Source organism: Vulcaniibacterium thermophilum (assembly GCF_007923255.1).
In the GTDB taxonomy this organism is placed as follows: domain Bacteria; phylum Pseudomonadota; class Gammaproteobacteria; order Xanthomonadales; family Xanthomonadaceae; genus Lysobacter_F; species Lysobacter_F thermophilum.
Map to the genome: position 1 here is coordinate 1 of NZ_VOHJ01000062.1, position 7,276 is coordinate 7,276.

Below are 7,276 nucleotides of genomic sequence, written 5' to 3' on the forward strand. Positions count from 1 at the left end.
TCGACTTCCCCTACCACGCCGTGGGCGCGCGCGGCGGTGCGACCATCCGGCTCGGCGAAGGCACCGACATCGAACTGGCGGGGGAGGGAGCGTCCGGCGGCAGCGCCCTGGTGATTTCGGACGGCGCTCGCGCCTGCCGAGCGCGCGCGCATCCGGGCCGCGCTGGCGGCGTTCGCCGCGCTGCCGCCGCTGGAGCAGCAGACCCTGCGCGACCGCTTCGCCGCGCTCGATGCCCGCGAGCAGCGCGGCTGGCTGCTCGGGCCCGAGCTCGGCGCCGATTACCCGGCGCTGCAGCCGTTGCTGGCGCAGGTGCCGGCGCCGCAGCGGGCGCCGCTGCTGCGGGTGCTGCGCGGGCTGTCGCGCGAGGAGCGCGGCCTGCTCGGCGTGCTCGCCCAGCGCACGCCGCCCTCGCGTCGCGATGCCCTGCGCGCGCGCCTGATCGCGCTGCCGCCGCCGCGCCGCGCCGCGTGGCTGGCGCAGGAAGTGGCGCGCTGACCGAGGCGCGGACGGCGGCGCGGCGTCAGTCCGCCGCGTGCCCGCCCGGCGCGAACGCGGCCAGCGTCGTCATCACCCGCCGCCTGGCCTCGAAGCGACCGCCGAAGCGGGCCAGACCCTCGGCCCGCAGGCGCGGCGCATGCTCGCGCAGGTAGGCCGCGAGCGCGTCGGCGTCGCGCAGCCGGTACTGCACGCACAGCGCGAGGCGCCCGGCCGCCGGCGGCGGATCGTCGAGCGCGTACAGCGTGGCGTCGAGGAAGCCCGGCAGTGCGAGGATCCCGCGGATGTGCCCGTCGAGCCAGGCGCGGTAGGCCTCGGCGACGGCGGCGTCGACCTCGAGCGCGACTTCGTAGATCACGGACATCGCCGGCCTCAACTGCTCAACCCGGCGAGCACCGCATACAGCGTGGCCAGCCCCACCAGCACCACGTACACGCCGCCCAGCACCAGATACCGGAGCAGGGTGACGGGCCAGCCGCTGCGGTACACGCGGTGCTGCATCAGCAGCAGGTAGATCGGCATCCACAGCAGCACCAGCATCTGCAGCAGCCCGCTGGTCACCGCGTAGAAGGTGCCGGTGAACACCGCGCCCAGCCCCGCCAGCACGAACATCGTCAGCAGGCCGATCAGCAGGAACGCGTGGCTGTACAGCGCGACCACCAGATGCTCCAGGTAGCCGCGTCCGCTGCCCAGGTGCACCAGTTTCAGCAGCAGCGCGAACAGCGGCACCATCACGAACAGCGCGGTCGGCAGCGCGCCGAAGAACCACTGCAGGAACATGCTGCCGTCCTGCTCGAGCAGCTCGATGTTGCGCTGCATGCGGGCCGCGCGCTTGTTGAGCCAGCGGTTGACCCAGTCGGGCCAGCCTTCGACGCGGATCGGGTTGCTGACCGGGTCGTAGGGGCGTCCGTCCTTCGAGAACAACTGCCCGACCGCCTGGTTGCCGGTGTACGTGCGCTCGGGGTGCGGGTCGCGTCCGGCGGCGGCGCCGGGCACCGGCTTGGCGCCGGCGCGCGTGGGCGGCGCCTGCGGCCGCGTCAGCTCGGCGATGCGGTCGTTCGCCTGTCCGCGCACGGCCACTTCCGCGGCCACCAGCGCCGGCTGCACGCCCACCACCGGCTTGCCGTCCGGCCCCTTCTGCGCCTCGCGGATCTCGGCCAGCAGCTCCGCTTCGCGCTTGCGTACGGCCTCCACCGTGGTCGCCTCCGCGATGCCGCGATCGCGCTGCACGTTGACTTCGGTCGGCCCGTCGAAGGCGACGCGGCCGACGAAGAACGTCAACAGGCTCAGGATCACGAACAGGCGCAGCGGCGGCACGTAGCGCATGCGCTGGCCGGCGAGGTAGTTGACCGCCACCCGTCCCGGCACGAACAGGTCGCGCAGGGTGCGGAACACGCGGCCGTCGAGATGCCAGAACGATTCGAACACGTCCTCCACCGCATGCCGCAGGCTGTGCAGCGGGTTGTGCGCGGATTGCCCGCAGGCGTGGCAGAACTCGCCCTGAAGCGCGGTGCCGCAGTTCTCGCAGACCGGCGTGAGGTGCTCCGCGGCGGTGGTGTCGGCGTGCATGAACGGCGTCCCCGGGTCGAACGCGCATGGTCGCATCGCGAGCGCCGCGAAGGCGAGCGCGGCCGGCGTGCGGACGAGGGCGGCGTCGCCAGCACACCATGCCCCTACAATGGCCGCCGATCGACCCGGCGCCGGCGCCGCCACCGGATGCGCGCGCGGCCGCAGTCGCCTTCCCCGCATGTCTCCGACCGTCCCGTCCCGGCCGCTGCGGCGCGAGATCCGCACCACGGCCGTGCTCGCCGCGCCGCTGGTGCTCGGCCATGTCTCGACCGGCCTGATCAGCTTCGTCGACAGCCTGATCGCCGGCCGCCACGGCACCGCGACGCTGGCCGCCGTCGCGGTCGGCACCGCGCTGTTCTGGCTGCCGATGGTGATCCCGATGGGAATCCTGATGGCGCTGCCGCCGTCGGTCTCGCAGCTCGACGGCGCCGGGCGCCGGCCGGAGATCGCGCCGCTGTTCCGGCAGGCGCTGTGGCTGGCGTTCGCGCTCGGAGTCGCGATGTTCGCGCTGCTGACCGCGTTCTCCCATGCGCTCGGACCGATCGGCATCGCGCCGGAGATCCGGCCCGGCGCCGCGGCCTTCCTGCAGGGCATCCGCTGGGGCGTGCCGGCGCTGGCGCTGTACCTGGCGCAGCGCTATCTCAGCGAGGGTCTGCACTGGACCCTGCCGACCATGCTGCTGGGCTTCGGCGGTCTGCTGCTGCTGGCGCCGCTCGGCTATGCGCTGACGTTCGGCGCGTGGGGCCTGCCGGCGCGCGGCGCGGGCGGGCTGGGGCTTGCGTCGGCGCTGATGATGTGGGCGCAGGCGCTGGCGTTCGCGGTCTACCTGGCGCGCGCGCGGCGGTTCGCCGCACTGGGCCTGTTCGCGCGCTTCGAGCCGCCGCGCTGGACGGCGATCCGCGGCCTGCTCGCCACCGGCCTGCCGATCGGCGTCACCGTGCTGATGGAAGGCGGGCTGTTCATCGCCACCGCGTTGCTGATCGGCCGGCTCGGCCCGGTCGAGGCGGCCGCGCACCAGATCGCGATCAACGTCGCCAGCCTGAGCTTCATGGTGCCGATGGGACTGGCGGAGGCGACCACGGTGCGGGTCGGCCACGCGGTCGGCCGCGTCGATGCCCACGGCGTGCGCCGCGCCGCGCTGGCCGGCTATGCGATCGTGCTCGCCACGCAGTTGCTGTCGGCGCTGGCGATGGTGGCCGGCAACGAGGCGATCGTCGCCGTCTACACGCACGACGCCGCGGTCGCCGCGCTGGCCGCCTCGCTGCTGCTGTACGCCGCCGCGTTCCAGTTCCCCGACGGCGTGCAGGTGCTGTCGGCCGGCGCGCTGCGCGGCCTGCGCGACACCCGCGTGCCGATGGGCCTGGCCGCGCTGTCGTACTGGGGCGTGGGCATGCCGCTCGGCGCCGGGCTCGGCCTCGGCCTGGGCTGGGGGCCGCGCGGCATGTGGATCGGGCTGATCGCGGGCCTCGGCATGGCCGCGCTGCTGCTGGGCAGCCGCTTCCTGCGCTCCAGTCGTCCCGGGCGCCTTGCGCCGCGCATGAACGATTTGGCCGCCACCGCAGGCGGCGCCGCGCTGCCGTAGCATCGCGTTACGAATGGCCGATGGCGCGCCCGCGGCGCGCGCCTAGGCTTCCCGCATCCGTCCGGAGTTTCCTGTCGATGAACCAACCCGCCCGTACCCGCGGCCCGATCGCCCGCTTCTTCGTCGGCCTGTGGGACGCGATGAACTTCACCCGCCGGCTGATCCTCAACCTGCTGTTCTTCGGTCTGCTGCTGCTGTTCCTGGCCGCGCTCGGCGCCGGCAAGCAGGTCAAGCCGCTGCTGGAGCGCACCACGCTGGTGATCGAGCCGCAGGGCCGGCTGGTCGAGCAGTACACGCAGGATCCGGCCACCCGCGCGCTGTCCAAGGCGATGGGCGAGGACATGGGCGAGGTGCAACTGCGCGACCTGCTGCGCGCGCTGGAGGCGGCCAGGACCGACAAGCGCATCGAGCGCGTGCTGCTGAAGCTCGACGGCCTGCAGGCGGACGGCGTGGCCTCGCTGCGCGAACTGGCCGATGCGATCGCCGAACTGAAGGCCTCCGGCAAGCAGGTGATCGCCTTCGCCGAGATGATGGACCAGCGCCAGTACCTGCTGGCCGCGCAGGCCAACGAGGTCTACCTCGATCCGATGGGCGGGCTGCTGCTGGAAGGCCTGGCGCGCTATCGCCAGTACTACCGCGAGGGCCTGCAGGACAAGCTCGGCGTGGACGTGCACCTGTTCAAGGTCGGCGAGTACAAGTCGGCCGCCGAGCCGTTCGTGCGCGACGACGCCTCGCCGGAAGCGAAGGAAGCCGACCTGTTCTGGATGAACGACGTCTGGCAGCGCTATCTCGCCGACGTCGCCCGCGCGCGCAGGCTCGATCCGGCGCAGTTGGCCGCCGGCATCGAGCAGCTCCCGGCGCAGATCGAAGCGGCGCGCGGCGACCTCGCGCAGTACGCGCTGCGCGCGCGGCTGGTGGACGGCCTGCGCACGCGCGAGCAGGTGGAGGACCTGCTGGCCGAACGCGGCGTCGCCGACGCCGATGCCGAGGGCGGCTTCCGCCAGATCGATCTGGACGGCTACGTCGGCCATCTCAACCGCGCGCTCAATCCGGCCGATCCGCGTCCGCAGGTGGCGGTGGTGGTGGCGGCCGGCGAGATCACCGGCGGCGAGCAGCCGCCGGGCACGGTCGGCGGCGAATCGACCTCCGCGCTGCTGCGCGAGGCGCGCGACGACGACAAGGTCAAGGCGGTCGTGCTGCGGGTGGATTCGCCGGGCGGCGAGGTATTCGCGTCCGAGCAGATCCGCCGCGAAGTGGAAGCGCTCAGGAAGGCCGGCAAGCCGGTGGTGGTCTCGATGGGCGACGTGGCCGCCTCGGGCGGCTACTGGATCGCGATGAACGCCGACCGCATCTACGCCGACGCGTCCACGATCACCGGCTCGATCGGCATCTTCGGCATGATCCCGACCCTGCCGCGCGCGCTCGACAAGATCGGCGTGCATACCGACGGCGTCGGCACCACGCGCTTCGCCGGCGCGTTCGATCTCACCCGTCCGCTCGATCCGGAGGTCGGCCGCGTGATCCAGTCGGTGATCGAGAAGGGCTACCGCGACTTCACCGGCAAGGTCGCCAGCGCGCGCGGCAAGCCGGTCGCGGCGATCGACGCGGTCGGCCGCGGCCGCGTGTGGAGCGGCGCGCAGGCGAAGGCGCGCGGGCTGGTCGACGAACTGGGCGGACTGCGCGCGGCGATCGCCGACGCGGCGCGGCGCGCCAAGCTGGGCAAGCGCGGCGAGTACCGCGTGCGCTACGTGGAGAAGACGCCGACCCCGTTCGAGCGGTTCTTCGCCGGCCTGGCCGAAAGCCGCGTGGGCGCGCTGCTGCTGAAGGATTCCGACCTCGGCCGCGCGCTGCTCGAACGCGCCTCGCCGCAGATGGCCGCCGACGCCCGCTTCGTCGAGCGTCTGCTGCAGCGCGACGCGCGCACGCCGGTGAAGACGCTCGCGCATTGCTTCTGCGGGCTGTGAGCGGGTGCCGGTCGGCGGTCCGCCCGGCACCGCGCCGGTCGGCGGCTCAGCCGCCTTCCGCCTCCTCGATCGCCGCGCGCCGACGCGCGGCGGCGTCCTCGGCCGCGGCTTCGGCGCGGCGCGCGCGGTCGATCGGTCGCTGCACGGCATCGCGCAGTTCGCCGTGGCGCGCGCCCGATTGCGGTTCGACCGGTTTGTCCGGCTTGTCGGGTTCGGGCCGGCGGCATCCGGCCGCGGCGAGCGCGCACAGCACCAGCACGCACGGGATCAGGACAGCCTTCATCGCCGCACCTCCGAGGGGCCGGCGGCTATCCTAAGCCGGCGCGGGCGCGTCCGCGCTCATCCCGCTTCCACGGAGACCGCATGGACCCCAAGCGTTGGCGTCTGGACGGGCAACTGGCGCTCATCACCGGCGCCAGCGCCGGCATCGGCCGCGCGGTGGCGCGCGAACTGCTGGCGTTCGGCGCCGACGTGCTGATCGTCGCGCGCGACCAGAGCGGGCTGGAGAGCGCGCGCGACGAGCTGCTGGAGGAGTTCCCCGAGCGCGAGGTGGCCGCGTTCGTGGCCGATGTCGCCGACGACGAACAGCGTCGCGAGCTGCTCGACTGGGTCGAGGACTTCGGCCAGGGCCTGCACATCCTGGTCAACAACGCCGGCGGCAACCTCAGCAAGCCCGCCACCGACTACACCGAGGACGAGTGGCGGCAGATCTTCGAGATCAACCTGTTCTCGGCGTTCGAGCTGTCGCGCTACGCGCATCCGCTGCTCACCCGGCATCCGAGCAGCAGCATCGTCAACATCGGCAGCGTCTCCGGTCTCACCCACGTGCGCACCGGCGCGCCCTACGGCATGAGCAAGGCGGCGATGCACCAGATGACGCGCAACCTCGCGGTCGAATGGGCCGAGGACGGCGTGCGCGTCAACGCGGTGGCGCCGTGGTACATCCGCACCCGGCGCACCTCGTCCAAGCTGGCCGATCCCGACTATCTCGACGAGGTGCTGCTGCGCACGCCGATGGGCCGCGTCGGCGAGCCGGAGGAAGTCGCCGCCGCGGTCGCGTTCCTGTGCCTTCCTGCGGCGAGCTACATCACCGGCGAGTGCATCGCGGTGGATGGTGGCTTCCTGCGGTACGGCTTCTAGCGTTCGCGCGGGAGCGGCGTCAGCCGCGCCGATCCACGGCGGCCGTCGCCGCCGAAGCCGCTTCTGCAGCCGGTCGCAACCGCTCCGGCGCGCCACGCGCCGGGGTCAGCGCACCGGAATCACCCCGCCCGGCGTGCCGCAGGTGCTGGCCTCGTACCGTGCGACGGCCGCCTCGAGCTCGTCCTGCGCGACCGGGCGGCGGTTGGCGTCGGCCTCGCGGGTCTGCCGTTCCAGGTCGGCCATGTGGCCGCGCCAGGCCTCGCACAACGCCGTGTCGGCCACCGGCGTGCAGGTGTCCTGCACGGTTTCGCAGGCGGTGCCGGCGGCCGTTTCCGGACGCCCGTCGATGCCGGTGGTGGACATCGCCAGACAGCGCGGCGCGGGCTCCGCGGTCTGCGCGAAATAGCGCACGCCGTCGCGCCCGCGGCATTCGAACAGCGGCGGCGGCGCGGGCGCGGCGCCCGCGGCGGCGGGCGCGGTCGCGTCCGCTGCGGGTGCGGCCGCGGTGGACGCCGCGCCGGAGGCG

The 7,276-nt window shown here is 73.5% G+C and carries 7 protein-coding genes and 1 pseudogene; 4 read left to right on the forward strand and 4 right to left on the reverse strand.

Features of this window, described 5'->3' with window-relative positions; translation table 11 throughout:
- Positions 1-297 precede the first annotated feature (297 nt).
- Positions 298-495 (forward strand): hypothetical protein, encoded by a 198-nt coding sequence (locus FQY64_RS15155; protein ID WP_244942406.1) that lies wholly within the window; start codon positions 298-300, stop codon positions 493-495.
- Positions 496-520: 25 nt separating this feature from the next.
- Here the strand turns inward: FQY64_RS15155 and FQY64_RS14350 are convergent, their stop codons facing one another.
- Complete coding sequence (locus FQY64_RS14350) at positions 521-859, reverse strand: DUF4286 family protein (RefSeq protein WP_146475386.1); 339 nt, start codon at positions 857-859, stop codon at positions 521-523.
- A gap of 8 nt (positions 860-867) precedes the next feature.
- Positions 868-2,064 (reverse strand): DUF3667 domain-containing protein, encoded by a 1,197-nt coding sequence (locus tag FQY64_RS14355; protein WP_146475388.1) that lies wholly within the window; start codon positions 2,062-2,064, stop codon positions 868-870.
- 178 nt (positions 2,065-2,242) lie between these two features.
- On the opposite strand from FQY64_RS14355, the gene FQY64_RS14360 reads away from it, so the two are divergent.
- Positions 2,243-3,646, forward strand: a complete 1,404-nt coding sequence (locus FQY64_RS14360; protein WP_146475390.1) for an MATE family efflux transporter — start codon at positions 2,243-2,245, stop codon at positions 3,644-3,646.
- Positions 3,647-3,723: 77 nt separating this feature from the next.
- Positions 3,724-5,610 carry a signal peptide peptidase SppA gene (gene sppA, locus FQY64_RS14365; RefSeq protein ID WP_146475392.1) on the forward strand — a complete coding sequence of 629 codons (1,887 nt, stop codon included), beginning with the start codon at positions 3,724-3,726 and terminating at the stop codon, positions 5,608-5,610.
- Positions 5,611-5,656: 46 nt separating this feature from the next.
- On the opposite strand, the gene FQY64_RS14370 is transcribed toward sppA, so the two are convergent.
- Complete coding sequence (locus FQY64_RS14370; protein ID WP_146475394.1) at positions 5,657-5,893, reverse strand: hypothetical protein; 237 nt, start codon at positions 5,891-5,893, stop codon at positions 5,657-5,659.
- An 80-nt stretch (positions 5,894-5,973) separates the two neighbouring features.
- On the opposite strand from FQY64_RS14370, the gene FQY64_RS14375 reads away from it, so the two are divergent.
- On the forward strand, positions 5,974-6,750 hold the full coding sequence (locus FQY64_RS14375; RefSeq protein WP_146475396.1) for an SDR family oxidoreductase: 777 nt from the start codon (positions 5,974-5,976) through the stop codon (positions 6,748-6,750).
- Positions 6,751-6,855: 105 nt separating this feature from the next.
- Here the strand turns inward: FQY64_RS14375 and FQY64_RS14870 are convergent.
- A pseudogene (locus FQY64_RS14870) lies at positions 6,856-7,276 on the reverse strand (DUF4124 domain-containing protein); the annotation flags it as partial.

Excerpts from the sequence above, each read along its gene's own strand:
- FQY64_RS14360 (WP_146475390.1), top strand. The coding sequence starts at position 2,243 with ATGTCTCCGACCGTCCCGTCCCGGCCGCTGCGGCGCGAGATCCGCACC.
- FQY64_RS14375 (WP_146475396.1), top strand. The coding sequence starts at position 5,974 with ATGGACCCCAAGCGTTGGCGTCTGGACGGGCAACTGGCGCTCATCACC.
- FQY64_RS14350 (WP_146475386.1), bottom strand. The coding sequence starts at position 859 with ATGTCCGTGATCTACGAAGTCGCGCTCGAGGTCGACGCCGCCGTCGCC.
- sppA (WP_146475392.1), top strand. The coding sequence starts at position 3,724 with ATGAACCAACCCGCCCGTACCCGCGGCCCGATCGCCCGCTTCTTCGTC.
- FQY64_RS14370 (WP_146475394.1), bottom strand. The coding sequence starts at position 5,893 with ATGAAGGCTGTCCTGATCCCGTGCGTGCTGGTGCTGTGCGCGCTCGCC.
- FQY64_RS14355 (WP_146475388.1), bottom strand. The coding sequence starts at position 2,064 with ATGCACGCCGACACCACCGCCGCGGAGCACCTCACGCCGGTCTGCGAG.